Raw genomic sequence first — 24,005 nt, 5'->3', positions numbered from 1 at the left:
TAATTATTGCAAAACGACACAGCTTCCGGCGATTACCTGAAGATCTTCATTAAACTGTTTCCACACTCTGATATAACGGTAAGCACCACCTAACGGATTACCATCATAAGTTCCCCTTAATGAAACGGTTACTGCAACAACTGCAACATCATCTATAATAGTAATAAGTTGATCTGAAGCTTCCAACGTTTCAACTTTCATTTTACCCAAACGATACGATTCCAAATCAAATTCTTTGGTAATGGTATTTCCGTCAGGAAGATTGAATAACAAATCGTCATGGAGCATTTTTTCTAAAACTGGAACATCTGCTTTTTTGATTGCCGTTAAAAGTTCGATTTCTGCATTAACAACTTCTTCTGTTTTCATATCAAAAAAAATTAAATTATTTTTTCTTCGGATTTAAAACTGTTTTAATCATTGCATCTTCCTTCAAAATCACATCATAATAATACAGTTCTCCGTATAATTGTCGGGCAAATTCTGCTGTAATGTAGCGATTTACCAACGCTTTTGTTTTGTCTAATTTTAAGTCTAAACCTGTCATTAAAATATAGTTTTGAAACTTTTTGAAATAGGCATCGGAACTTTTCATTTTGGTTAAAAACTCATTAAAATGAAGTCCGGCAAATGCATTTCTGTTTTTATCTAATTCTTCAAAAACAAAGTGTCCTACTATTCCCGTTTGCAATAAATAAGCAACATTTTCATTTCCGTGTTCCGCTTCCATCGGTACAAAAACATCCGGAACAATTCCGCCGCCGCCGTAAACAATTTTCCCTTTTGGTGTTTTAAACTTTAAGGAATCGGCTACTTTTATACTGTCTTTTGCATAAAGTTCTCCAGATTTTATACGATCTTCAGATTCTTTGTAATATTCTTCGTTTCCTTTTTTATACGGTTTTTGAATGGATCTTCCTGTTGGCGTGTAATATCTTGCCACGGTTAATCGAACTGCAGATCCATCGTTGAAATCCATTTCACGCTGTACTAAACCTTTCCCGAAAGAACGTCGACCAACAATAGTTCCGCGATCATTGTCCTGAATCGCACCGGCTAAAATTTCACTTGCCGAGGCACTATTTTCATTAATTAAAATATATACCTTTCCAGTTTCAAAACTTCCGGCCTGTGTCGCATATGTGTTTTCGGTTGTTCCGTTTTTGTTTTTGGTAAAAACAATCATTTGTTTATCTTTCAAAAACTCATCGGCAATAGCCACAGCTTCTTCCATATAACCGCCTCCATTATCGCGAAGATCAATTACAAGTGACTGAATTCCGTTCTGTTTTAATCTTGTCAACCCAGTTTTGAATTCTTTATAAGTAGTTTCGGCAAAACGATTGATCTTAATGTAACCCGTTTTATTATCCAATAATAAGGAGGCGTCGACACTTTTTAGCGGAATAACATCTCTCTTAATTTTAAACTTGAGTTTCTTCTTTTCCGATTTTCTAAAAACGGTTAATTCAATCTCAGAACCTTTTATGCCTTTCAATTTCGAAAATAAACTGTCTGAAGGTAATTTTCGTCCAAATAATTTCGTTTTTCCGGCAAATAAAATTCGGTCACCGGATTTTAGTCCGGCTTTCGCCGAAGGTCCATTTTCAACCGGCCTGATAATCGCCACAGAATCGCGGTACATATAAAAATTGATTCCAATTCCCACAAAATCACCTTTCATGCTTTCGGCAACTTCTGCCTGTTCGCTTGGCGGAATGTAAACAGAGTGCGGATCTAATTTTGATAAAATATTATCTACGGTAAGATTTACAATAGAGTCTGTGTTCACTTTATCAACATATTCATTATTGATAAAATCAATCAGTTTATTCAGCTTGGTTTTTGAACTGGTTTTAGCCAAAAGCTGGTCATCGGCAGGAGCATTGGTCATGCTTCCTACAATAATACCAAGAGCAAAAGTAGCTCCTATAATGATGGGTAAATATGTTGGATTAAATTTCATTTATTCTTCTAAAACAGGAATATGTTCAACTTCGATACCTGCTTTTATTAAAAACTGAATTCCCGAATCGTCACGATAACCATCCTGATAAACGACTCTTTTTATCCCAGACTGATGGATTAATTTACTGCATTCTTTGCAGGGCGAAAGTGTAATATACAATGTCGCTCCTTCGCAGGATTGTGTCGATCGTGCTACTTTTAAAATCGCATTTGCTTCGGCATGCAGAACATCCCAGCGTGTTAGTCCTTCTTCGTCTTCGCAGCAATTCTCAAATCCAGATGGCGTTCCGTTGTAACCATCAGAAATAATCATTCGATCTTTTACGATAATCGCACCTACTTGTTTACGCTTGCAATAAGATAGTAAACTCCATTCTTTGGCAATTCGAAGATACGCTTTATCGTATTTATTTAATTTTATTTCCATTTAATTTTATCTGTTCCAAATTGGGCTTTCTACAATCATCGGAATTACAACTCCGATAATAAAAGCCGACATTACAAGTGCCCAATCGCGTTTTGAAAAACGAAATACGGTTTGCACTATATATGATAATAACAAAACTACAAAAACAACAACTAGTTGTGCCGCTTCGATACCCAACGCAAATTCTCCTAAAGGTAGTAATTTTGACGTTGCACTACCTCCTAAAATTGTTTTAAAATAATTAGAGAATCCAAGTCCGTGAATTATCCCAAAAAACAATGTTACAAAAAATATCAAATTCAGTCCGTCATTTTTAGTTGCTTTTCCTGCTGTAAAGAGGTGATAAAAAGCAGTTATCAGAATCGTAATTGGAATTAAAAACTCAACCAGACTTACTTTGACAGCAATGATTCCAAAAACAGAAAGTACGAGAGCTAAGGTATGACCAACTGTAAAAACGGTAACCAGAAGTAAAATTCTTTTCCAGTCTTTAAAGGTGTAAGGTACTGTTAATGCGATTAAAAAAAGAACGTGATCATAAGCGTGAATATCTAAAACGTGCTTTAATCCTATCTGAAAATAAATCCAAAATTCTGACATAGGTATGATGGTATTAATTGATTAAGGGGTGGTAAACTTACGATTTATTTTGAAAAAACTGAGAAACCCCGATATTAAATCAACGTGGAAAATAAAGTTAAATTTTATGAGAAAATTAAAATTATTAATTTAAAATAACTTTTATCTTTGTTTCATAAAAACTAATTAATTATGTCATTTTCAGATTTATTCGATAGCGAATTCAAACAAAGAAACAAAGGTCACTTTTCAGCAATCGTTCGTGTAGCATTAGCAGACGGAATTGTACTTCCTGAAGAGAAAAGTTTCTTGGATAAATTAGCTGCACGTTTAGAAATTTCAGAGACTGAATACGAAGAAATTCTAAGCGATCCATTAAAATACCCAATTAACCCTCCTTATTTACATGTTCAACGATTGGAGCGTTTATACGATTTAACGAGAATGGTACATGTTGACCATCATCTTGAAGACCAACAGGAGGTAATGTTAAGAAAACTAGGAATTGCTTTAGGTTTTACGCCAAGCAACGTAAATTATATCATTGCAAAAGCATTGTCATTAGTAGACAAAAAAGTAGATGCTGACACTTTTGTTTACGAAATGCAGCACATGCATAAATAGTAATCAGTTTCAATCTCAGTTTACAGTTTTGCACTAAGTCTAAAACTAAGATCGAAATTAAGGTATAAACCCGACAGATTTTTAAAATCTGTCGGGTTTGCTATTTAAAGTCCAAACTGAAAACTGAGACTGAAAACTACTCAAATGATAAACCCGACAGGTTTTTAAAACCTGTCGGGTTGCTGTAACTGAAAACTGAGACTGTAAACTATTGAGCTTCTGCCATAAACTGTTCTGCTTTTTCTACCATATTTTCGCTTCCGCAGAAAAAAGGAACCCTTTGATGCAATTCAGTTGGCTGGATTTCCATAATTCGCCCAAAACCGTCTGTTGCTTTTCCTCCAGCCTGTTCGGCAATAAATGCCATCGGATTACATTCATATAATAAACGTAACTTTCCTTTTGGTGCTTTTGAACTTGTTGGATAAATATAAATCCCGCCTTTGATCATATTTCGATGAAAATCAGAAACCAGACTTCCTATGTATCTTGAAGTATAAGGTCTGTCATCTTCTTCACGCTGGCAATATTTAATGTAGTTTTTTACGCCTTGCGGAAAGTGCACATAGTTTCCTTCGTTTACCGAATAAATATGTCCATCTTTTGGAAATTTCATATTTGGATGTGACAAATAAAATGTTCCGATTGCCGGATTCAGTGTAAAACCATTTACGCCAAAACCTGTTGTGTAAACCAACATGGTCGATGTGCCGTAAATTACATATCCTGCCGCCACCTGATTTACTCCCGGTTGTAAAAAATCCTCGCTTGTAACCGGAGTACCAATTGGTGTTATTCTTCTAAAAACCGAAAAAATAGTTCCCAGAGAAACATTGACATCAATATTTGAAGATCCGTCAAGCGGATCCATTAAGATCACGTACTTATTATTATGACAGTTGTCGCTCCCCTGAACTGTAATAAAATCGTCGTTTTCTTCTGAAGCAATTCCACAGACAATCTCACGGTTTATTAACGTCTGAATAAATACTTCGTTGGCATACACATCTAATTTTTGCTGCTCTTCTCCCTGAATATTTTGTTCGCCCACGGCGCCAATAATATCCACTAACCCGGCTTTGTTCACTTTATAGTTGACGACCTTTGCCGCCAAACGTATAGAGTTGAGTATTCGGGAAAGTTCTCCCGACGAATACTGAAATGCTTTTTGGTTCTCAATAATAAACTCTCCCAGTGTTTTATTGCGTTCTTCCATTGCTATATCGTTATAGTTTTAATTTTAAGTCACAAATATCGCTTATTTTGTGAGAATGATTTAAAAATTATTTTGTTAGTTTGCTACTATTGTATATTTGCTAATTAAAGGCAAAAAGAATACAGGAAAAGCATATTTTTTGGCTTATAAATAATTAATAATAAGAATAATGAATATTAGAAAGGGAAATCCTGAAGACATGAAAGCGGTTTTGGAACTGATACAGGAGTTGGCAATATTCGAAAAAGAGCCTGAAGCTGTTGTGATAACCGAAGAAGATTTAATACGTGACGGTTTTGGCGAAAAACCATTATTTAATGTTTTTGTAGCCGAAATTGAAAGTGAGAAACAGCAAAAAGAAATTGTTGGAATCGCATTATACTACTACCGTTATTCTACCTGGAAAGGAAAAACAATTCACCTTGAAGACTTAATTGTAAAGGAAAAAATGCGTGGTACCGGTTTAGGATCTGCACTTTATGCCGAAATTATGAAACAGGGGAAAAAAGATAATGTGAGAAGAGTGGAATGGAATGTATTGGACTGGAATACACCAGCTGTAAATTTCTACAAGAATTCTGGCGCAAGAATTCTTGACGGATGGCAGGTTGTTCAAATGGACGAAACAGGAATTAATTCTTTCTTAGAGAAAAATTAAAAAATATTTAGCCACAGATTATTAGATTAAAATGATTTTAAAATCTTTGTCAGTTTGCCACGAATTTCACAAATTGGCGCGAATTAAATTAGTGAAAATTTGTGCAATTCGTGGCTAAAAAAAAATCTGGAAAATCATTTTAATCTGTGGTAAAAAAACATAAAAAAATAGCAGTTTTCAGTTAATCTGGAATCTAAAATTAAAAATCTAAAATTAATAATGAGAGTATTTAAATTTGGTGGTGCATCGGTAAAAGATGCTGCGGGAATTAAGAACGTATACGACGTTTTACAAAAAGTGGGTTATGAAGATGTGATTTTGGTAGTTTCGGCTATGGGGAAAACCACAAATGCTCTTGAAGTTGTGATCAAGAATTATTTTGATCAGTCACCAGAGTTGAATACATCTGTACAGGAAATTAAAAATTATCACAATCAAATAATATTAGATTTATTTGAAAATGAAAAACACGAAGTTTTTGCTGCCGTAGATGCGCAGTTTACTGAATTGGAATACTTTTTGGCACATAATAAATCTCCAAATTACAATTTCGTTTATGATCAGATTGTGAGTTTTGGAGAATTGATTTCGACCACAATTTTAAGTCATTTCATGAATTTTATGGGTATCCAGACGAATTGGCTTGACGTTCGTAATTTCATTAAAACAAATGCAAACTACAGAGATGCCGAAGTAGATTGGGAAACAACAGAAGAGCTTATCAGCAAAAATGTACCGAGAAAAACTTTAAATATTACACAAGGATTTTTAGGTGCCGATGAAAACAACTTCACAACAACTCTTGGTCGTGAAGGTTCTGATTATACTGCCGGAATTTTTGCTTATTGCCTTGGAGCCGAAAGCGTAACAATCTGGAAAGACGTTCCTGGAGTTATGAACGCAGATCCGCGTTATTTTGAAAATGCGAGTTTACTAAACCAAATTTCCTATCGTGAAGCAATCGAATTGGCTTTTTACGGAGCGACGGTTATTCACCCAAAAACATTACAGCCTTTACAGAAAAAAGAGATTCCGTTGTATGTAAAATCTTTTATCAACCCGTTATTAAAAGGAACTTGTGTTTCTAAAGGTGTTGATCTTGAGCCTCAATATCCTTGTTTTATTGTAAAAAGAGAACAACTTTTGATTTCTCTTTCATCAATAGATTTCTCTTTTATTATGGAGGAAAATATTAGTGAAATTTTTGGTTTATTCCACGAATTCAAAATCAAAGTAAATTTAATTCAGAACTCGGCGATTAGTTTTTCTGTTTGTGTGGAAGATAAATTTGGGAATTTTAATGATTTGAATGCTATTCTTTCGAAAAAATTCAAAGTTGATTATAGCGAAAATGTGACTTTATATACCATTCGCCACTTTACAGAAAATGCCGCGCAGACTGTTGAAGAAAACAAAGCTGTTTTATTGAAACAAGTGAGTAGAGAAACAATGCAAATTGTGACTAAAGAACTTAATTAAGAGTTTTAGAAGGTAAGTAACGCTAACATATTTCGCACAAAGACGCGAAGACGCAAAGTTTTTCTCATTTTATGTCATTTCGACGAAGGAGAAATCACATCCAGTATTCGACAAAGATTGGCGAATTTCTTTGTGGAGTTTCTCCTGTGATTTCTCGTTCCTCGAAATGACAAACAAAACAGGTTAATTTAAATTCATGGTAAAAGGTTTCACGGAATGTGAAACCTTTTTTTAGTTTTACCTCGCCCTATTATTCTCCGTCTCCCCAATCTCCGATTTCTTATAATTGGTTTTCTTCGAATTCCCAAAACTGTATGTTGCAACAAGCTTAAAATAATTTGTTGTGTATGTTCTGTGATAATATATTTCGGTTTGCCCGACTGTATAATTTCCTGAAACCATGAAGTCGTGAAAAATATCGTTTACTGTAAAGTTTAGTTTTAAAACATCTTTAAAAAAGTTTCTTTCGATTCCTAAAGTAACGGTCGATCGGCTGTTGTCACTTCGTAAACCATAACTTTTGTCACCCAAATACCAGGCAAGCAATTGAATTTTAAACCAATCCGGAATTGTAAAAGTATTATTCGAATACAAATATATTTGTGGTTTTACAGGTCCCAAAGCGTAAGCGTATGCATTATCAACTGCTTTGGTTAAATTCATACTTATGGTATTGGTAGAAGTCCACCATTTTGAAGTAAACGATCTTGAAATTGAAGCAAAATAAGTGTGCTCTTTTTCCAGATTTAAAGATCTTAAAATATAACTGTTTGGTGTATCACCACGCAAAGCTGCGGCAGAAATTGGATCTGTTTTATACGTATAACCTATTTTAAAATCAAACTTTTTGTACATCACTCCAATTTCAAAGGCATGAATTTTTTCGGGTAATAAGTTCGGATTTCCTTCTATTGTCGTAAACGGGTCCTGATAAATAACATATGGATTTAATGCCTGATATCGCGGCCTTGTAATTCTGGAAACATACGAAGCATGCGCTTTTAAATCATCCGAGAAATCGAAATTTAAAAGCAGGTTCGGAAAGATATTGCCGTAACTTTTACTAAATTTTCTATTTCCGTTTGCGTTGGTGAACAATTCATAATTTGTGTATTCACCGCGTGCACCAACCGAAAAATTAAATTTTTCACCAAAGGAATTTCCATAATTAAAATACGCTGCACCAATTTTTTCTTTATAAGAGAAATCACTTGAGAGTTCATTATCCAACTCAAAAACTTCGTCTTCCGGATTTGAAATTAAAAAATCTGTACCCGAATTTATAGTGGCATGACTAAACTTTGCTCCTGTCTCTAACTTTGTACTTTTATTATTTTTTTTAGAATAATCCACTTGTGCCATTACTATATTTATACCATTAGCAACATTATTCTTCAAATATTTTTCAGTATTAATCTCATTTTCAAGACTATTTTCGTCAATAAAGTCATGTATGGTTCCATTATAATTTGAATATTGAGTTCCTATAAATAATGATGAACCTTTGGCATCTGTGGCAACATTATAATTTAAATTGATGAACTGATTTAGTAAAACATCATTTTTAGCAATATCCGTCGCATAAAAATTATTTCCTGTATTATCTTCAATTGAATTTCGGCTTTCAACAACTCCGCCCAAATCTTCAATATTTCCGCTATAAGCCAGAGAAATATAATCTTTATCAGAGAAAGCATATTGCAGTCCAAAACCAAAATTGGAGTAATTATTAAACTGACGTTTCCAATCTGTGGTAAGTTGAGATCGCATAAATTCATCAGGATTTGGCCGCGTTCTTGTTGTGTATAAAAGTTCTCTGCCCTTTCCCAATTGTAATCCGTAATTGGTTATAAAAGAGAATTTTCCTTTAGTGTAATTAAAATCTAAAAGCGTGTTTGTGCTTGTTCCGGCAAATTCTGAATTTGTAATTTGCTGCGTCACCGTTCCCATTTGTCCGTTTTCGATATTTCTTTTGGTAATAATATTGATTACTGCTTTTCCTTCGGCATCATATTTTGAAGATGGATTGGAGATCACTTCTATTTTTAAAATTTGTGAAACCGGAATCGCGGCAAAACGTTCGTAATTAATCAAGATTCCGTTAAGGTAAATAATGGCTTCTCCTTTTCCCAGAACACTAATTTGTCCTTCGGCAACGACAACGTTTGGAACTCTGCTTAATACTTCATTTAGAGAACTGCTTGTAGCCAATAAGGTATTGGCAACATTTACATCAATAGTTCCGTTTGCACCATATTTTAATAGTGAAGTTTGTCTTTTTATTACAACTTCGTTTAACTCATTATTTTGAGGTTCGACTTTCGCTAGAATTGCTGGTTTAGTTTGTGCTTTTGCATTTGTCGAGGCAAAAACAAAACAATAAATAAAGATGAAAACTGAGATTAAAAACTTCATAAATTTTGCGATTGAGGATTTGACTTTTTGTAGTGACAAAAGTCAGCTCAAAACCGCGAAACGAGGTAATAGAAAGGGAATTCAGGAGTACGAATTTATAAATTAAGACTCTGTTTAAGGCTGAAATCCCTGGATTTGAAAGCTTAAAGGCGTTGTTCCGGTATGTTTTTTAAAGGCTGCAAAAAATGTTGATTTTGAATTAAAACCAACATCATAACCTATCGATTCCAGAGTCAGTTTATCATTCGAAGCAATAATTGAGCAAGCTTCATTAATTCTAAACTCATTTACAAAACTTGTAAAGTTCTTGCCCAGATTGTTATTTAAAAACTGCGACAATTGATGACTTGTTATATTTATTTCTCGGGATAAATCCTGTAAACTCAAATTCGGGTTTTTATACAAACTCTTTTCCAGTATTATATTTTCTAATTTTTCAGATAAAATTGATGCTTCTTTTGGATCTAATTTTTTTCCTTTTTGGATATTCAACACAAATAAATCATCTGTTTTTTTTCGATGCAAGAGAATTAGAAAAGCCAAATACAAAACAAACGTAAACGACAAACAACCTGTAACACAAGATATAAAAGGAACTCTGACAAAGCCAAGAAAATAAAAAAGAAATATAATTGCGTTACCTGAGAAAATCATTCCGAACCATTTTTCGGCCGGAGTTGTATCATTATAATTTTGAATCATTTTTTGAAGCAATATTCGACTTTCAAAACCTGATATAAAAAGGTAACTAAACCATTGCAGAAAAATCATTGCCACAAAATAGTCGTTCCATAAAACCGGATAATTTTGATACGGAAATAAAAAACCAATCACGAATATAGCAATGACCCAAATCATCAAATGATATTTCCATGTTTTAGGAATTTTATTAATCGAATGAATTCCCGCTTTTAAAAAATAATATAAAAACGGGCCAATTAACAAACAAGACGAAAGTCCGATTTGAAGATACGTTTTAGGTAAAGCGTTATTAAAATATACAAAAACCGTAACTGCGATTCTGACACTTAAAGCCAAAAGCAAGGAGCCTAGAAAAAGATTAGTCAAATATTTTTTTCTGGTAAAAAATAAAAAGTACGCACTCAGAATAAATCCATTGAATGCGCCCAAAGCACCAAAAAAGAATAATATTTCTTTACCAATATTCATAACCTAAGTTTGTAAAGCCTGAAGCTGATAATTTAGAGGCGTTGTTCCGGTATGCTTTTTAAAAGCTGCAAAAAATGTCGATTTTGAATTAAAACCAACATCATAACCTATCGATTCCAGAGTGAGTTTATCGTTTGAAGTAATGATTTTACAAGCTTCATTAATTCTTAATTCATTGATAAAACTCGTGAAATTCTTCCCTAAATTATTATTTAAAAACTGTGATAATTGATGACTCGAAATATTAAGTTCCTGTGATAAATCCTGTAAACTCAAATTCGGGTTTTTGTATAAACTTTTGTCGCTCATTATTCTTTCTAATTTCTCCCATAATATTTTGGCTTCCGCCGAATCTATTTTCCTGCCTGAATACTTTTGATTGCTCAGCAAAAATAAATCGTCGGTTTTTTTTCGGTATAAAAGAATAGAAATAATCAAATATAAAATAAAAGAAAACACAACTGCGCCACTAATATACGTTGCTCCCGGAGCACCCATAATCGAAAGGAAATAAAAAAGAAACAAAAGAAAATTACCCAGAAAAAGCATTCCAAACCATACTTCGGCAGGGCTTGATTTTTGTCTAGGATCGATTATTTTCTTCAGAATTGTTCGAATGGTATATCCTGAAAAAACAATATAAACAAACCATTGAAAATAAATAAACCTAATTAAATAGCCTCCCCAAAGTTTTGGATAATCTTCATAAGGATATAAAACGCCAACAGTAACAATGACGATTCCCCAAAACAGTAATGCAAATTTCCATGATTTTGGCATTACATTTATTTCTTCAACCGCCGATCTTAAAAAGTAATACAAACACGGACCAATAAAAAAACAAGCCGTTAACCCAAATTGTAAATACATTTTTGGCAAGGCCGGATGAAAATATACAAATACCGATTTGCCAATTCGAATGCTTAAAGCAAATAATAGTGCGCCCAAGAAATAATTAGTCAGGTATTTTTTCTTTGTAAAGAAGAAAAAGTAAACCCCAAGAATAATTCCGTTGAAAGCTCCCAAAGCACTAAAAAAGAATAAAAGTTCTTTGCCAGTATCCATAATTGAAGTTTTATATCTGACAAAGCTAAAAAAAATTGATTCCTGTCAGAATAATTTTGAAAAAGTTTATTTTTAATTTTACAAAAAATAAGATTATTCCTAAATTAAAAATATTTAACTAAATTTACTTTGTACCAAAAGAATAAGTCGATAAATATCAATCCTTTACGATTATGCGAAATGATAACGAACCTAGCGAAGAAACTAAAAATGAGTGGGAAAACGATCCGGATAACTGGATATGGGGAATGTTTTATTATAACCCAAAAGACAAGAGATCTTATTTTCCAAAAAGGATAAAAGAATTTGGCTGGCATGCTAATTATGCAGATCCTAATTACATTGTTATTGTCTTATTGTTAGTTGCAGTAATAGTTCTTTTTATAAAATATGCCAGATAATCAGCATTAATCCATTATAATTACTGCTAAAACTAGAATAGCAGCCACAACATTTCCCAATTATAAATACTACTTTTGGCTTTTTTAGAGTTAAAGTGTTTATGTTGAAAAAATTACTGTTTTTTACGGTGCTTATTTGGTTTTCTGGTCTTCGGGCGCAGGAAACGGAATCATCGTATCAGACAAAAAAAGTAATTGTAACGCGAGATACAATTCACTTAGAAAAATTCAGCATTAATTCGAGCTTTTTCGAACTTTTAAATACTAAAAATGAACCCATTGATTCGACATTTTATAAAATCAATTTTCAAAAGGGAATTTTACTTTTAAACGAAAAATTCTCTTCAAATTCAGATACTTTAGTTGTCAATTATTTAAAATATCCTGACTTTTTAACCAAAGAATATTCGCTTTACAAGGACAGTCAGGTTGTGAGTAACGATGTTGGCTCAGAAAAATTATATAAACTTGAAAATACAAACACCAAAAAAGTGACTCCGTTTGACGGATTGAATACTTCCGGAAGTATAACGCGTGGCGTAACAATTGGAAACAATCAAAATACAGTTTTGAATTCGAATCTTGATCTTCAGATTACTGGAAAAATATCTGATAAAGTTAGCTTGAGAGCTTCACTTCAGGACAGCAATATTCCGCTGCAGGATGGCGGATATTCTCAAAAACTGGATCAGTTTGATAATATTTTTATGGAACTTTTTACCGATGACTGGAATATTCGCGCAGGCGATGTTTTCTTAGAAAATAGAAAAACACAGTTTCTTAGTTTTAATAAAAAAGTTCAGGGACTTTCCACAAGTTTTGATTTTGGCGGCGAGGATAATAAAACCAATGTTTTTGCATCGGTCGCTTTTGTAAAAGGACAATATGCCAAAAGTACTTTTACGGGACAAGAAGGCAATCAGGGGCCCTATAAACTGAAAGGTCAAAATGGCGAATTGTACGTTTTGGTTATTTCGGGTTCTGAACGTGTTTATGTAAATGGTGTTTTGCTGAAACGTGGCGAAAACAATGATTATACGATTGATTATAATGCAGGCGAAATTGTGTTTACGTCGCTTTTTACGATTACCTCAGAAATGCGTATTAGTATTGAATACCAATATTCTGAACGAAATTATAACCGACTTGTTACGTACGCCGGCGCGACACATCAAAATAAAAGCTGGAGTTTTGGCGGTTATTTGTATTCTGAAAATGACATGAAAAACCAGCCTTTGCAGCAAAATCTTTCTCCAGAGCAGGTTCAGATTTTGAGTCAGGCGGGAGATGATCAAAACCGAATGGTAGCGCCATCTGCTTACGAAGATGCTTATGCTGATAATAAAATTTTGTACAAAAAAACGATTATTAATTCTGTAGAGGTTTATGAATATTCGAATAACTCGAGTGATGTTTTGTACAATGTAAAATTTAGTCTTGTTGGCAATAATCTTGGAAATTATATTATTCAAAACAATAACTCTGTCGAGCGTATTTACGAATATGTTGCGCCTGTAAATGGCGTTTTGCAGGGAAATTATGAGCCAATTGTAAAGTTGGTTGCTCCTATGAAAATACAGGTTGCGACTTTTTTAGGAAAATATAATCCTGATGAAAAAACGCTGGCTGATTTTGAAATTGCCGTGAGTAATAATGATCAAAATTTATTCTCAAATATTGATGATGCCAACGATGACGGAATTGCTTTTAAAGCTAATATTAAAAAACGCCTTTTTACCAGAGACTGGACTTTGGATGGTTTTGCCAATTATCAATTTGTTCAGGAAGATTTTAGATCTGTAGAACGTTTGTATAATATTGAATTTAACAGAGACTGGAATTTAAGTACGACAACACTTTTGGGCAATCAAAGTTTGCTGGTTACGGGATTAAATTTTGATTTATTTTCGAAAAAGGAAACTACAAACATTGGTTTATTTACGTATCAATTTGAAAAACTGGATTATACTGAAAGTTATTCGGGAGCACGACATACAGCGAATGCATTTTTTAAATTAAATAAATGGACAATTGAAAATCAGGGCAGTTTCCTGAATTCTGATGCTACGACTTCTACTTCAAAATTCATTCGAAATCTGGCTAAAACCAAATATCATTTTGGCAAAAACTGGGTTGGAGGAAGTGTTCAGATTGAAGATAATCAGGAGAAAGATAAAGTTACAAATGAGTTTTCGGCCCTGAGCCAAAGGTTTTCAGAATATGGCGTTTTTGTTGGACGCGGCGATAGTACAAAAGTTTTTGTTGAACTAGGATATTTGCAACGTCGCAACGATAGTTTGCAAAATGGTTTATTACAACATGTGAACGATTCACGAATGTATGTTTTAAAATCGAAATTGATTCAGAACAAAAAAACAGATTTGGCGGTTTATGCCAGTTACCGAACGTTGAATTTTACGGATGTTTCGCGAAAAAACGAACCTTCATTAAATTCGAGAATTCTATACAACGATCGTTTTTTTAATCAGTTTATGCAAATTGGTACGGCTTACGAAACGAGTTCGGGAACTATTGCGCAACAGGAATTTACGTATGTCGAAGTTCCAACGGGACAAGGCGTTTATACCTGGAATGATTATAATGGCAACGGAATTCAAGAACTGGAAGAGTTTGAAATTGCTCCCTTTCCCGATCAGGCTAAATTTGTACGCATCTTTTTGCCAAATCAAGTTTATATCAAAACCAATCAAAATAAGTTTTCGCAATCTGTAACTTTAAATCCGTTGCAGTGGCAAAACGAAACCGGTTTCAAGAAACTGGCTTCTTATTTTTACAATCAGACATCTTTTATTATGGATCGCAAAGTAAAAAGTGAGGGCGATCGTTTAGAGTTAAATCCGTTTAGTTCGTCTGATGAAAATATGCTGGGATTAAATTCAAGTTTTAGAAACAGCTTTTATTATAACAGAGGAAAACAAAAACATTCTGTTACGTATTCTTACCTTATTAATAAAGGGAAAAACTTGCTTTCTATTGGTTCTCAAAATGTCACCAACAATTCGCATCAATTGCAATACACACATTTGCTGCAAAAGAGCTGGTTGTTTAATTTCTTTACTAAAACCATAAAAACCACTTTAGTTTCTGAAGATTTTACCGAGAAAAATTATGATCTGGATGGCTATCAAATTGCTCCGAAAATCAGTTATTTATTCTCGAAAAACACAAGTCTGGATTTCTTTTATGAGTTGCAAAACAAGGAAAATAAAATGGGGAATTTTGAAACACTGCGTCAAAATAGATTGGGAACTTCTTTTTCTTATGCCGGCGAGAAAAAGATAACAGTAAATGGCGAGTTTTCTTTTTATGAAAATAAATTTGAAGGAAATGAATTTTCATCTGTAGGATTTCAGATGCTTGAAGGGCTTCAGGCTGGTCAAAACCTCGTTTGGAAGCTTCTATTACAAAAAAACATAACACAATTTTTAGACATTAACTTAAATTATCAAGGAAGAAAAAGTGAAACCGGAAATACGGTTCATACAGGAAATATTCAGCTTCGCGCTTATTTTTAATACTTTGAGAACAACATTACTATAATTTGATTATTTTTAATTGAAATTTTAACCTCTCAACTTATGAAAAAATTATTTTTAATCTGTTTCGTGTTTGTTCTTTCCGGTAATTTCTACGCTCAGGAAACAACAACAAAAACGACTAAGTCGAAAACAGAAACTAAAACGAAAAAAGCAAAATCTGATGCAGACAAAGCTGCTGCTGATGCGAAAAAAGAATCTGCAAAAGCTAAAAAAACATCAGACAAAGCAAAATCTGACGCTGACAAAGCAACTGCTGATTCAAAAAAAGAAACTGCAAAATCTAAAAAAGCAAAATCTGATGCTGACAAAGCTGCAAGTGATGCGAAAAAAGAATCTACAAAAGCTAAAAAATCTGCAGATAAAGCTACTGATGCCTCTACAAAAGCTCAAAATGCTGTTGGAACATCAAAAAAGTCTACTACCAAAACTGTAAAAGAAACTACAGAAAAAGCACCCAAGGTAGCAGATAAAGTTACTGGAGAGTATAACGGAAAGAAAGTATATACCGGGCCTAAAGGTGGTAAATACTACATCAATTCAAACGGGAACAAGACGTATATACAGGATTAATTAAAGCTACTGAGGTGCTAAGGTACTAAGGTGCTAAGATTCAATCAAGACTAAGAAGCCGAACTTACGTTCGGCTTTTTATTTGCTGAGAAAAAACTTAAAACCTTAGTACCTTAGCACCTCAGTATCTTAAATAAGAGTTAATAATTTAGTAATATGACCGAAATAGCAGAAAAGACTTATTTATATATCTTCGTCAAAAAGCAAACTTGATATGAGTATTGAATATTCGGCAAACAAAACTATTTTAGTCGCACCGTTAAACTGGGGCTTGGGCCACGCCACAAGATGTATCCCGATTATAAAAGCATTACAGGAAAATAATTTTATTCCGATAATCGCTTCTGACGGAATTGCACTGGCTTTGTTAAGAAAAGAATTTCCATATGTGCAAACTTTAGAATTGCCTTCTTATCATATTGAGTATGCTAAAAATGGTAAAAATTTTAAATGGAAGCTGATTAAAAATCTTCCTAAAATGATTACAGCCATTCGTGATGAAAAGAAAATGGTAAAATCATGGGTTAAAAAACACGGCATTGATGGTATTATTTCAGATAACAGATTAGGTGTTTTTAGCAAAAAAATTCCATCGGTATTTATAACGCATCAATTGAATGTGATGACCGGAAATACCACATGGTTTACGAGTAAATGTCATCAGCATGTTATAAAAAAATACACAGAATGCTGGGTTCCTGATACGAATGAAAAGGTAAATCTTACCGGCGATTTAGGGCATCTTGAAACCAATGAACTAAACTTAAAATATATTGGGCCTTTGAGCAGAATGCGCAAAAAGGAAACTCCAAAGGTTTATGATTTGATGATTATTCTTTCGGGACCGGAACCTCAACGTACTTATTTGGAAGAAAAATTAAAGAAAGAGGTTGTTAATTATGAAGGAAAAGTTGTGTTTGTAAAAGGTGTGGTCGAAAAAGACCAAACCAAACTAGAATCCGGAAATGTTACTTATTACAATTTCATGAATTCAAAACAATTGGAACAAACCTTCAACGAAAGTGATATGGTTTTGTGCCGTTCGGGTTATACTACCGTGATGGATCTGGCAAAATTGGGCAAAAAAGCTTTTTTTATACCAACTCCGGGGCAATATGAACAGGAATATTTAGCGATAAAACTTCAGGATGAAAATTTGGTACCGTATGCATTGCAAGACGACTTTACCATTGAAGATTTATCAAGAGTAAAGTCGTTTACAGGTTTTTCTCAGTTTCAGGATAACATCGACTGGGATTCTTTATTTTCTATTTTTGAGGATAAAGCTTAGAAGTTAAACTGCGCTTGCAATCGCAATAAGTTTCCTTGTTGTCTGTTGATTGGGAGCGCACTGTCTTCAAAAGTTCTGTCGGCAATAACATATTCTGCCGTAAGTTCGAATGCTTTAAGTGGCTGCCATTCTACACCAATTTCGTAATCACGTACAACATAACTTCTGGCGTCTTTTTCATATTTTTTTCCTCCGTCATAATACTGAAATTTGGCGAAAGGGTAAATATGCTGTTTTTTTATGTCTAATTTATAATTCAAAATTACATAACCACCGTTTAGATCTGTTTCATCAATAGTGTTTGTTAGCGTATTATAGCGAGGTCCGGTTCCAATATTGTATTCCGTTTGAATTCCGAATGGCTTTGGATACAAAACAAAAGTTGCCCCAACTCTCTGGTCCTTTACATATTGAGGATCATTGACTGTAACGCCATTTGAAATTTCGCCTGTAAAAGCCCATTTTCCGGTATAGGCCTGAAGTCCCGGTTCAATAATCTGATTTCCGATAACAAACGGGTAAGTAACCCTGGCTACTACATTTAAATCTCTGTTTCCGTCAAGTTTATTAGCAATTTGTCCGTTGTAAACTCCAAAAGCAAAAACTCCAAAATCGCCGGAACCTTTATAACCATCTTTTACCAACATCGAGAAACGCTCCCTGATTTCGGCAGGAGCCCAATAAAAGAATAATCCTAAATCACGTTCGTTTAATATAGCACTGTTCATGGCGTCGTTTCTGTCTAAAGCCAATCGTTGCGAGCTAGATTGCATGTTTTCAAAACCATAAGGAATTTTACTTTGCCCAACACGCACACGATATTCCTTTTTCTTATCAAAAGAAAGATCAAAATACAAATCACGAATTTGAACGAAATTTTGGATTCCGGTACTTGGCGAACTGGCAAAATCTGGCTGGAAGTAAAAAAACACATTTGGATGCACTTGCCCAGAAAACACTAAACGTGCCCGTCTGATAAAAAGTCCGTTGTTTGCTTTTGCATCGGGAGCTGTAGAAGTTGTTCCCCATGATTTATCGCATTGTTCACAAGAAACATTATCGTTTGTAGAAAACAAACCATTGTATCGTATTTGTGCATAACCTCTTAAAGAAATTCTGTCGTACCAGTGTTCATCGTTACTAACGCCCGATTTGGTATCCGGCAGTTTGGCTTTGTTGATAGAATCAAGAAGACGAACTACTTCTTTTTTTACATCTTCTTTGGTTAACTCTTGCGCATTTGCTACACAAGTAATTAGCAATAAAATTGCAATTATTTTTCTTTTCATCATTTTTTTCTCTAATGCACTAAAATTCAAGGTGCAAAGATGTATCACTAATGTTAAGAAATCATTAACACCGTGTTATCATAATAAGAAGATTTGTTTAGAAATAGTTATGCAAATATTATTGGTCTTGTTAAACCTTATTCTTCGGCACTTAATAGCTATGAAGCTTACAATTTTTTAACTTCTACTTTCTGTGCTTTGTATGCTTTTTCGAGTGTAAAAGAGAATTCAGAACCAATTCCGAATTCACTTTCTACATATACTTTCTCTTTATGTGCCTCAATAATATGTTTTACAATGGCCAATCCTAAACCAGAACCACCTTCAGATCGGGTTCCGCTTTTATCGACACGGTAAAAACGTTCAAAAAGTCTTGGAATATTTTGTTTTTCAACTCCTTCTCCATTATCACTAATTCTAATTAAGACTTTTTTCTTGGTTAAATTAACGACTCCAACTTCGGTTAAACCACCTTCTTTTCCGTATTTAATTGAGTTTACAAGTAAATTTTCGAGAACCTGCTGAATTCTGTCCTGATCTCCGCGAACGATAACCGATTTTACATTTCTGCTTTCAAAAGCCAATTTGATTTTTTTCTTTTCGGCTTTCATTTCCAATAAATCAAAAACATTCTGAATCAGCTCAACGATATCAAAATCAGTCATATTCAAATCCAGATCACCAGACTCAAGTTTGGTAATCATATCGAGATCTTCTACTATATATATAAGTCGCTCTACTCCTTTTTCGGCACGCTTTAAATATTTTTTTCTGATGTGTTTATCATCCATCGCACCATCAAGCAAAGTCGAAACATAGCCCTGAACCGTAAACAAAGGTGTTTTAAGTTCGTGTGAAACGTTCCCTAAAAACTCCCTGCGGTATTCTTCACGAATTTCGAGCATTTCGATTTCGAGTTTTTTATCTGTAGCAAACTTTTTTACTTCACGCGAAAGCGTTTCCATATCTGTCGTTATAGGCTGATTGATAAGTGTTGTCGATTCTAATAACGAAACCTCATCGTATATTTTTTTTACTCTTCGGTATATAAAACGTTCTACACGATATTGCAAAACCAGGAAAGAGAAAATATAAATGGATAAGAGAAAAACTAATCCAAACCCTATTTGATGTTTCAGTTGATTTTTATAAAACAACGACATTAAAATCATTACAAATCCTGTCGCAAAAAGACTTATATATAATGCCGACTTTACAGCAAATTTGTATGTTTTTTTAAAATTAATTTTCATTGAATATTTAATAAACCAATTAGAGATTATTATTTTTCACCATATAAGTGATATAAGTTCATATAAAAGTAAAGCTTATTCTATAATCTCAAAAGTCAATCTTTGTCAAAGTTTAATTTGACAAAGATTGACTTTGATTATAAAAAGTACGGGGTATAATTTAATGTTAGATCTCAATAAAATACTTAAAAATACTTAGCAACTTAGTATCTTAGAACCTTAGCATCTTAAAAAGATTAAACTTCAAATTTATAACCTACTCCTTTTATTGTTTTAAAAAGATCTTCTCCAATCTTTTCACGTAATTTTCTGATGTGAACATCGATTGTTCTTCCGCCAACTACTACTTCGTTACCCCAAACTTTATCAAGTATTTCATCTCTTTTAAAAACTTTTCCAGGTTTTGAAGCCAGCAGGTAAAACAATTCGAATTCTTTTCTTGGCAATGCAATTTCTACATTCCCTTTTATGATCTTATATTCTTCGCGGTTAATTTCGATTCCGCCAACATTTAAAGTATCACTAACAACTTCTTGTTCTTTTAACCTTCTTAACAAAGCCTTTACTTTGCTTACCAATAATTTTGGCTTTATCGGTTTTGTGATATAATCATCAGCACCTGCATCGAAACCAGCTACTTGCGAATAATCTTCGCTTCTTGCTGTTAAAAATGTTATGATAACATTATTTAATTCTGGTATTTTTCTGATGTTTTCACAAGCTTCCATACCATCCATTTCTGCCATCATCACATCCATAATAATCAGGTCTGGTAATTCTTTCTGAGCTTTTGCAATCGCATCTTTTCCGTTTGAAGCTGTTACAATTTGATAGCCTTCCTGAGCAAGGTTATAGCCTACGATTTCTAAGATATCCGGTTCATCGTCGACCAATAAAATCTTGGTTTGAGTTTTTTTCATAAAATAGCAAAAATTGAGTTTTCTCATCAAATTTGATCCTAATAAATCTGATGGTTTTTAATTGCGATGGTAAATATAATAATAAATCGACGGTTAAAAATCGCGGTTAACGGTAATTTAATCTCGTAACAATTTGATAATCTACAGAACACAAAAACATAACAAGTGCGTAACATGAACTTTACAGGGCGGTTCTTTCTTTGCAAAAAAATAAATTAAACACAACTAAAATGAAATTCAATCTAAAATTTCTATTATTTACATTATTTATCTGCACGATTTCGGTCGCTCAAAACAAAGGTACAATTTCTGGTGTATTAACAGACAAAGAAATGAACAATCAATCGCTTCCTTTTGCGAATGTTTTAATAAAAGGAACCAACATTAGCGCAAATACTGACATTGACGGAAAATATTCTATATCTGTAAATCCTGGAAGCTATACTTTAATTTTCAGCTTTTTAGGATACCAAACTATAGAAGCTCCGGTTACTGTTAAAGCAAACGAAACTGTAACAATCAACAAAACACTTACTTCTGGAGAAGGTTATGCTTTGAAGGATGTTGTGGTGCAGTCATCTGCCGGAAACAGACAAAAGGAATCAGCTTTATTATTAGACCAAAAAAATGCAGTTTCTTTTAAAGCTGCAATTGGTGCCGAAGAAATAGCACGAAAAGGAGTTAATGATGTAGCAAATGCCGTTTCTAAAGTTAGTGGCGTTTCTAAAAACGAAGATTCAGGAAATGTTTTCGTAAGAGGATTAGGAGATCGTTATAATGTTACAACATTAAACGGACTTCCATTACCATCAAACAACCCTGCAAATAAAAATATACTTTTAGATATTTTCACAACAAATATTGTAGACAATATTGGAGTAAGCAAAACTTTTGAAGCTCAAAATTATGCAGATTTTGGTGGAGCCAATATTGACATCACCGCAAAAAAATTCAGCGGAAAACCATTCGTTAGCTTTTCAATCGGAACAGGCGCTAATACAAATGTTTTAGGACAGGATCATTTTTATCTACAGGATGGACCTACTTATACCGGATTTAAAAAAGTTGGAGTTCCAGACTCTCCATTACAACCATATAGCTATGCAACAAGCTGGGACAGGCAGGAAAACAAAAACATATTAAATGCTTTCTATACTGTATCTGCTGGTAAAAGATTTAATATAAATGACGAAAGTTCAATAGGTACTTTTGTTACTGGTTCATTTAGTGCAAAAAATAAATATACAGAAGGATACAGTAGAGGAGGAATTACTTCTGACGGAGATATCTTTTCTGACTTTATCAGAACGTCATACAAACATAGTACTACTACAACTGTTATGGGTACTGCTGATTATAAAATCAACAATAAAAACTCGATCTTATTTACTTCTTTATTCTTAAATTCAAGTGATCAGGATTACAGTGAATACGAAGGAACAAACCAGAATTTTGACGGTGGTGGAGACGCTCTTCAACAAATTACAGGTTTCATCAAACGTGGAACTTTTGAAAGAACTCAATTAATTGTAAACCAATTAACAGGAAAAAATAAATTCAACGATCAATGGAATTTAAACTGGGGAGTAGGATACAGTATGTCTAACAGTGCAATTCCGGATCGTATGCAAAACTCTTTTGTGTATGCTCCTAATGGTGTAGACTATACATTTTTTACAAACTCTAACATCAATAATCACCGATTTTTTCAGGATCTAAAAGAAAATGAAATCGCTGCAAATGTTGCCCTTTCTTATAACTTCAAAAAAGGCAATGATGATATTTACAAAGGAAAAGTAACTGTTGGTTATTCAGGAAAGTTCAAGAGTGTAGATTACAACATGGAACAATATTCATTTTTCCCAAACAGAACTACAATTTCTTTTCCTAAAGAAGACATACACCATGTAGACAATTATTTAGATCCTGCACATTGGGGTTCATCCTACTCAAACAGAATTAACCAATTGTATAATGGAAATTTAGATATTAATGCTGCATTCGTTAATGTTCAATACTCTTTAACGGATAGATTGAGTGTAATATTAGGTGCAAGACTGGAACAATTGACTCAGAATGTTTTCTATATCACAACTACAGTTCCTGCTGGTGATAATTCTAATGATTCGAAGTTTAACATTTTACCAAGTTTAATTTCTAAATACACCTTAAATGACAAACAGAATTTAAAATTCTCTGCAAGTAAAACCTATACGCTTCCTCAATTTAAAGAAAAGGTGCCAATTATTTATGAAGATGTCGCACAAGCATACGAAGGAAACCCTAATTTATATGCTTCAACAAATTACAACTTCGATTTAGGATGGGAATTTTTCCCGAAAGCAGGGGAATTAATTTCGGTAACTGCATTCGGAAAAATTATTCAAAACCCAATCAACGAAATGTTCCTTAACTCTTCTTCAAATGATATTTCTTATGCAAATACAGGAGATAAGGGAACAGTAGCAGGAGTTGAATTAGAATTTAGAAAAGATATTTTTGAAATTGAAAATAATAACAACCTAAAGACAAAACTTTCTTTTGACGCAAACGGATCTTATTTATACACCAACCAAGATCTAAGCAACGATAAAGTAAACAACGAAAATGATTTTGGAGCAAACTTTACTTTTTCAGAAAGTAAATTAACAGGAGCTTCTAATTTCCTTGCCAATGCTAACTTATCATTTTTAAATGAATTCAGAGAAGGACAGGATTTCAGTGCAACAGTATCTTACTCTTATTTTTCAGATAAATTAGCTGTTATTGGAACCTCAAGAGTAGGAAACCTGGTTGATAAAGCTGTAAATAAATTAGACTTTATCGCTAATACAAGTTTAACTAAAAACTTAAAATTAGGTCTTATTTATAATAACATCCTGAATCCAACTTTTAAACGTGTACAAGAGCAAGGAAAAGTACCAGGAAAAGAATCTGTTGGTGATATTACTGCAGTTTCATATAAAGCAGGTTCAGATTTCAGACTTACTTTAAATTATACATTCTAAGAAAAAACATTTTCTAAATAATATTATAAAGGTGATTAGGTAATTCTAATCACCTTTTTTAATTCAAAAACGGCAATGTAAATTTTACATTAAGTCAAGTCTTATTTACACC

The 24,005-nt window shown here is 33.4% G+C and carries 19 protein-coding genes; 8 read left to right on the top strand and 11 right to left on the bottom strand.

The window, feature by feature from the left end; translation table 11 throughout:
* Nucleotides 1-3: 3 nt before the first annotated feature.
* Genes SD960_RS15505 through SD960_RS15490 form a run of 4 tightly spaced genes read right to left on the bottom strand, consistent with a single transcriptional unit; the run spans nucleotide 4 to nucleotide 2,995 of the window.
* The gene (locus tag SD960_RS15505) at nucleotides 4-369 is read right to left on the bottom strand and encodes a nuclear transport factor 2 family protein (RefSeq protein WP_318804535.1); all 366 of its coding nucleotides are present in this window, start codon (nucleotides 367-369) and stop codon (nucleotides 4-6) included.
* Between the two features lie 16 nt (nucleotides 370-385).
* Nucleotides 386-1,966 (bottom strand): S41 family peptidase, encoded by a 1,581-nt coding sequence (locus tag SD960_RS15500; protein ID WP_318804533.1) that lies wholly within the window; start codon nucleotides 1,964-1,966, stop codon nucleotides 386-388.
* Nucleotides 1,967-2,395 carry a deoxycytidylate deaminase gene (locus SD960_RS15495; protein ID WP_115847970.1) on the bottom strand — a complete coding sequence of 143 codons (429 nt, stop codon included), beginning with the start codon at nucleotides 2,393-2,395 and terminating at the stop codon, nucleotides 1,967-1,969. It lies immediately after the preceding gene.
* Nucleotides 2,396-2,401: 6 nt separating this feature from the next.
* The gene (locus SD960_RS15490; RefSeq protein WP_115847969.1) at nucleotides 2,402-2,995 is read right to left on the bottom strand and encodes a HupE/UreJ family protein; all 594 of its coding nucleotides are present in this window, start codon (nucleotides 2,993-2,995) and stop codon (nucleotides 2,402-2,404) included.
* Between the two features lie 171 nt (nucleotides 2,996-3,166).
* On the opposite strand from SD960_RS15490, the gene SD960_RS15485 reads away from it, so the two are divergent.
* The gene (locus tag SD960_RS15485; RefSeq protein WP_318804530.1) at nucleotides 3,167-3,598 is read left to right on the top strand and encodes a TerB family tellurite resistance protein; all 432 of its coding nucleotides are present in this window, start codon (nucleotides 3,167-3,169) and stop codon (nucleotides 3,596-3,598) included.
* Between the two features lie 208 nt (nucleotides 3,599-3,806).
* Here the strand turns inward: SD960_RS15485 and fbp are convergent, their stop codons facing one another.
* The gene (gene fbp / locus SD960_RS15480) at nucleotides 3,807-4,814 is read right to left on the bottom strand and encodes a class 1 fructose-bisphosphatase (RefSeq protein WP_318804529.1); all 1,008 of its coding nucleotides are present in this window, start codon (nucleotides 4,812-4,814) and stop codon (nucleotides 3,807-3,809) included.
* Nucleotides 4,815-4,983: 169 nt separating this feature from the next.
* On the opposite strand from fbp, the gene SD960_RS15475 reads away from it, so the two are divergent.
* Nucleotides 4,984-5,472: a GNAT family N-acetyltransferase gene (locus SD960_RS15475; RefSeq protein ID WP_318804528.1), complete on the top strand. Its 489-nt coding sequence runs from the start codon at nucleotides 4,984-4,986 to the stop codon at nucleotides 5,470-5,472.
* A 219-nt stretch (nucleotides 5,473-5,691) separates the two neighbouring features.
* Nucleotides 5,692-6,951, top strand: coding sequence for an aspartate kinase (locus SD960_RS15470; RefSeq protein WP_318804527.1), 1,260 nt, complete (start codon nucleotides 5,692-5,694; stop codon nucleotides 6,949-6,951).
* 237 nt (nucleotides 6,952-7,188) lie between these two features.
* Here SD960_RS15470 and SD960_RS15465 read toward each other — a convergent pair whose 3' ends face one another.
* The 3 genes from SD960_RS15465 to SD960_RS15455 form a co-directional block, all read right to left on the bottom strand.
* Entirely contained in the window at nucleotides 7,189-9,366 is a 2,178-nt protein-coding gene (locus tag SD960_RS15465) for a TonB-dependent receptor domain-containing protein (RefSeq protein ID WP_318804525.1), read from the bottom strand.
* Nucleotides 9,367-9,480: 114 nt separating this feature from the next.
* Nucleotides 9,481-10,536 carry a helix-turn-helix domain-containing protein gene (locus SD960_RS15460; protein ID WP_318804523.1) on the bottom strand — a complete coding sequence of 352 codons (1,056 nt, stop codon included), beginning with the start codon at nucleotides 10,534-10,536 and terminating at the stop codon, nucleotides 9,481-9,483.
* A gap of 3 nt (nucleotides 10,537-10,539) precedes the next feature.
* Nucleotides 10,540-11,601, bottom strand: coding sequence for a helix-turn-helix domain-containing protein (locus SD960_RS15455; RefSeq protein ID WP_318804522.1), 1,062 nt, complete (start codon nucleotides 11,599-11,601; stop codon nucleotides 10,540-10,542).
* Nucleotides 11,602-11,774: 173 nt separating this feature from the next.
* Here SD960_RS15455 and SD960_RS15450 point away from each other — a divergent pair, with 173 nt between their 5' ends.
* The 4 genes from SD960_RS15450 (at nucleotide 11,775) to SD960_RS15435 (ending at nucleotide 17,423) form a co-directional block, all read left to right on the top strand.
* Nucleotides 11,775-12,002, top strand: coding sequence for a hypothetical protein (locus SD960_RS15450; RefSeq protein WP_318804521.1), 228 nt, complete (start codon nucleotides 11,775-11,777; stop codon nucleotides 12,000-12,002).
* 101 nt (nucleotides 12,003-12,103) lie between these two features.
* Entirely contained in the window at nucleotides 12,104-15,538 is a 3,435-nt protein-coding gene (locus SD960_RS15445; protein WP_318804520.1) for a hypothetical protein, read from the top strand.
* A 63-nt stretch (nucleotides 15,539-15,601) separates the two neighbouring features.
* A complete protein-coding gene (locus SD960_RS15440; protein WP_318804519.1) occupies nucleotides 15,602-16,132 on the top strand; it encodes a hypothetical protein in 531 nt (176 codons plus the stop codon).
* 214 nt (nucleotides 16,133-16,346) lie between these two features.
* Complete coding sequence (locus SD960_RS15435) at nucleotides 16,347-17,423, top strand: glycosyltransferase (RefSeq protein ID WP_318804517.1); 1,077 nt, start codon at nucleotides 16,347-16,349, stop codon at nucleotides 17,421-17,423.
* On the opposite strand, the gene SD960_RS15430 is transcribed toward SD960_RS15435, so the two are convergent.
* The 3 genes from SD960_RS15430 to SD960_RS15420 all read right to left on the bottom strand — a co-directional run bounded on the left by SD960_RS15430 (nucleotide 17,420) and on the right by SD960_RS15420 (nucleotide 20,885).
* Entirely contained in the window at nucleotides 17,420-18,715 is a 1,296-nt protein-coding gene (locus tag SD960_RS15430; protein ID WP_318804515.1) for a porin, read from the bottom strand. The two genes, SD960_RS15435 and SD960_RS15430, sit on opposite strands and share 4 nt — an antisense overlap.
* 164 nt (nucleotides 18,716-18,879) lie before the next feature.
* Nucleotides 18,880-19,965, bottom strand: coding sequence for a sensor histidine kinase (locus tag SD960_RS15425; RefSeq protein WP_318804513.1), 1,086 nt, complete (start codon nucleotides 19,963-19,965; stop codon nucleotides 18,880-18,882).
* A gap of 236 nt (nucleotides 19,966-20,201) precedes the next feature.
* On the bottom strand, nucleotides 20,202-20,885 hold the full coding sequence (locus SD960_RS15420; RefSeq protein WP_042564703.1) for a response regulator transcription factor: 684 nt from the start codon (nucleotides 20,883-20,885) through the stop codon (nucleotides 20,202-20,204).
* A 230-nt stretch (nucleotides 20,886-21,115) separates the two neighbouring features.
* Between SD960_RS15420 and SD960_RS15415 the strand changes: the two genes are divergently transcribed.
* Nucleotides 21,116-23,893, top strand: coding sequence for a TonB-dependent receptor (locus SD960_RS15415; RefSeq protein WP_318804510.1), 2,778 nt, complete (start codon nucleotides 21,116-21,118; stop codon nucleotides 23,891-23,893).
* The last annotated feature ends 112 nt before the right edge of the window (nucleotides 23,894-24,005 follow it).

The sequence above is a fragment of the Flavobacterium sp. MMLR14_040 genome (assembly GCF_033657265.1).
GTDB lineage: Bacteria > Bacteroidota > Bacteroidia > Flavobacteriales > Flavobacteriaceae > Flavobacterium.
The sequence above is the reverse complement of the archived record's forward strand: the minus strand, read 5'-3'. Positions and strand labels throughout refer to the sequence as shown.

Bases quoted from the DNA above. Each gene is read 5' to 3' on its own strand.
- SD960_RS15495 (WP_115847970.1), bottom strand. From the start codon at position 2,395: ATGGAAATAAAATTAAATAAATACGATAAAGCGTATCTTCGAATTGCC.
- SD960_RS15460 (WP_318804523.1), bottom strand. From the start codon at position 10,536: ATGAATATTGGTAAAGAAATATTATTCTTTTTTGGTGCTTTGGGCGCA.
- SD960_RS15445 (WP_318804520.1), top strand. From the start codon at position 12,104: ATGTTGAAAAAATTACTGTTTTTTACGGTGCTTATTTGGTTTTCTGGT.
- SD960_RS15420 (WP_042564703.1), bottom strand. From the start codon at position 20,885: ATGAAAAAAACTCAAACCAAGATTTTATTGGTCGACGATGAACCGGAT.
- SD960_RS15485 (WP_318804530.1), top strand. From the start codon at position 3,167: ATGTCATTTTCAGATTTATTCGATAGCGAATTCAAACAAAGAAACAAA.
- SD960_RS15425 (WP_318804513.1), bottom strand. From the start codon at position 19,965: ATGAAAATTAATTTTAAAAAAACATACAAATTTGCTGTAAAGTCGGCA.
- SD960_RS15440 (WP_318804519.1), top strand. From the start codon at position 15,602: ATGAAAAAATTATTTTTAATCTGTTTCGTGTTTGTTCTTTCCGGTAAT.
- SD960_RS15490 (WP_115847969.1), bottom strand. From the start codon at position 2,995: ATGTCAGAATTTTGGATTTATTTTCAGATAGGATTAAAGCACGTTTTA.
- fbp (WP_318804529.1), bottom strand. From the start codon at position 4,814: ATGGAAGAACGCAATAAAACACTGGGAGAGTTTATTATTGAGAACCAA.
- SD960_RS15450 (WP_318804521.1), top strand. From the start codon at position 11,775: ATGCGAAATGATAACGAACCTAGCGAAGAAACTAAAAATGAGTGGGAA.
- SD960_RS15435 (WP_318804517.1), top strand. From the start codon at position 16,347: ATGAGTATTGAATATTCGGCAAACAAAACTATTTTAGTCGCACCGTTA.
- SD960_RS15500 (WP_318804533.1), bottom strand. From the start codon at position 1,966: ATGAAATTTAATCCAACATATTTACCCATCATTATAGGAGCTACTTTT.
- SD960_RS15430 (WP_318804515.1), bottom strand. From the start codon at position 18,715: ATGATGAAAAGAAAAATAATTGCAATTTTATTGCTAATTACTTGTGTA.
- SD960_RS15465 (WP_318804525.1), bottom strand. From the start codon at position 9,366: ATGAAGTTTTTAATCTCAGTTTTCATCTTTATTTATTGTTTTGTTTTT.
- SD960_RS15505 (WP_318804535.1), bottom strand. From the start codon at position 369: ATGAAAACAGAAGAAGTTGTTAATGCAGAAATCGAACTTTTAACGGCA.
- SD960_RS15470 (WP_318804527.1), top strand. From the start codon at position 5,692: ATGAGAGTATTTAAATTTGGTGGTGCATCGGTAAAAGATGCTGCGGGA.
- SD960_RS15415 (WP_318804510.1), top strand. From the start codon at position 21,116: ATGAAATTCAATCTAAAATTTCTATTATTTACATTATTTATCTGCACG.
- SD960_RS15455 (WP_318804522.1), bottom strand. From the start codon at position 11,601: ATGGATACTGGCAAAGAACTTTTATTCTTTTTTAGTGCTTTGGGAGCT.
- SD960_RS15475 (WP_318804528.1), top strand. From the start codon at position 4,984: ATGAATATTAGAAAGGGAAATCCTGAAGACATGAAAGCGGTTTTGGAA.